Origin of the sequence: Mesorhizobium sp. M7D.F.Ca.US.004.01.2.1 (genome assembly GCF_003997785.1) — a bacterium.
GTDB classification, from domain to species: Bacteria; Pseudomonadota; Alphaproteobacteria; order Rhizobiales; family Rhizobiaceae; genus Mesorhizobium; species Mesorhizobium loti.
In genome coordinates, this window is record NZ_RZRQ01000594.1 from 1 (window position 1) to 2,061 (window position 2,061).

Here is a 2,061-nt window from a genome sequence, read left to right on the forward strand (position 1 = left end):
CTATCTCGAGGGCTGCACGGCGCCGCAACGCGACGAGAACCAGCTTCACGCCGCGGTCGTCGAACTGGTGGCGCTCGACGACGCCGAGATCAAATACTCAACGGTGCAGAACTGGTACCCCGGCGACGCCGAGGGCAAGGGCGGCATCTACAATTTCGTCACCAAGCGCGGCGACTGCCGCGGCGACCGCTCGAAGATTTCGTGGACGCAAGTCGAGACCGGCTCGGCCATCACCTGGAAATACCCGAGCTGCATCCTGCGCGGCGACGATTCCTCGGGCGAGTTCTATTCGATCGCCGTGTCGAACGGCTATCAGCAGGTCGACAGCGGCACCAAGATGATCCATCTCGGCAAGAACACGTCGAGCCGCATCATCTCCAAGGGCATCGCCGCCGGCTTCTCGCAGAACACCTATCGCGGCCAGGTCTCGGCGCACCGCAAGGCGACCAACGCCCGCAACTTCACCAACTGCGACTCGCTGCTGATCGGCGACCAGTGCGGCGCGCACACGGTGCCCTACATGGAAGCCAAGAACTCGACGGCGCAGTTCGAGCACGAAGCGACGACGTCGAAGATTTCCGAGGACCAGAAATTCTACGTCATGCAGCGCGGTATCCCTGAAGAGGAAGCTATCGCACTGATCGTCAACGGCTTCGTCAAGGACGTCATCCAGCAACTGCCAATGGAGTTCGCGGTCGAAGCGCAGAAGCTGATCGGTATCTCGCTGGAAGGCTCGGTGGGCTAAGTGACCATGGCGACGCAGCTGCCGAGAGAAGAAATCTGGTTTGCCGTACGCTGGCGGCGGCTGTGGGCTGTCCGCCGCGAGGGCAAGATCGCCATGGCCAAATTTGCCGCCGCGACAATTGTTTCGGCATTTGCCGGCGTCCTGCTCATTGCCTTCGTCAATGTGTTCCTCGGCATTGCCGTCTTCTCGGCCGGTTTTGGCATGTCCCTATCGTGGTTCATGGCCCTGCAGCGCCGGCACACCGACTACTCCATCACTTACGGCGATTATTTCAGAGAAAAGAACAATGCTTGAAATCAGAAACCTGCACGCCCGCATCGTCGATGACGGCACCGAAATCATCCGCGGCTTGAACCTGACGGTGAAAGCCGGCGAGGTCGCCGCGATCATGGGGCCGAACGGCTCGGGCAAGTCGACGCTGTCCTACATCCTCGCCGGCCGCGAGGACTATGAAGTGACCGAGGGCGACATCCTCTACAACGGCCAGTCGATCCTCGAAATGGATCCAGCCGAGCGCGCCACGTCAGGCATCTTCCTCGCCTTCCAGTACCCGATGGAGATACCGGGTGTGGCGACCATGGAATTCCTGAAAGTGGCGATGAACGAGCAGCGCAAGGCGCGCGGCGAGGAACCCTTGAAGATCCCGGAATTCCTGAAGCGGGTGAAGGAAGCAGCCGCCTCGCTCAGCATGGACATGGCGATGCTGAAGCGGCCGCTCAATGTCGGCTTCTCCGGAGGCGAGAAGAAGCGCGCCGAGATCCTGCAGATGAAGCTGCTGGAGCCGAAGCTGTGCGTGCTCGACGAGACCGATTCTGGCCTCGACATCGATGCGCTGAAGATCGTTTCGGACGGCGTCAACGCATTGCGCGCGCCAGATCGGGCATTCCTGGTCATCACCCACTATCAGCGCCTGCTCGAACACATCGTGCCCGATACCGTGCACGTGCTCTACAAGGGCCAGGTCATCAAGTCGGGCGACAAGTCGCTGGCGCTTGACCTAGAAGCCAATGGCTACGCCGGCGTGATCGGCGAAGCCGCGTGAGATGCCAGAAGGCAAGGCAAGACTGATGAATATGCACTCGACACCCCAACGCACGCAGGCCGAAACAGCGTTGATCGACGCGTTCGGCGACCGGCTGTCGCTGCTGCCGGGCGACGGCGCGGTGATGCTGAAGCGCGACGACGCCATCGAGGCGATCAAGCACGGCCTGCCGACGCGGCGTGTCGAATCCTGGCATTACACCGACCTGCGCCGGTTGTTGAATGCGGTGCCGGACTTCGATCCGGCCGCCATGGCCAAAGCCATTGCACCGATT

General features: G+C 61.5%; 3 protein-coding genes and 1 pseudogene. All 4 read left to right on the forward strand.

What is annotated here, in order from left to right; translation table 11 throughout:
* Positions 1-745: SufD family Fe-S cluster assembly protein (locus tag EN993_RS35175; protein ID WP_206532479.1), on the forward strand; the 745-nt coding region annotated here is incomplete at its 5' end.
* 6 nt (positions 746-751) lie between these two features.
* Entirely contained in the window at positions 752-1,039 is a 288-nt protein-coding gene (locus EN993_RS35180) for a hypothetical protein (protein WP_109669588.1), read from the forward strand.
* Positions 1,032-1,787, forward strand: a complete 756-nt coding sequence (gene sufC, locus EN993_RS35185) for a Fe-S cluster assembly ATPase SufC (protein ID WP_023810312.1) — start codon at positions 1,032-1,034, stop codon at positions 1,785-1,787. The genes EN993_RS35180 and sufC overlap by 8 nt, the downstream gene beginning before the upstream one ends.
* A gap of 25 nt (positions 1,788-1,812) precedes the next feature.
* Positions 1,813-2,061 (forward strand): annotated as a pseudogene (locus EN993_RS35190) (Fe-S cluster assembly protein SufD); the annotation flags it as partial.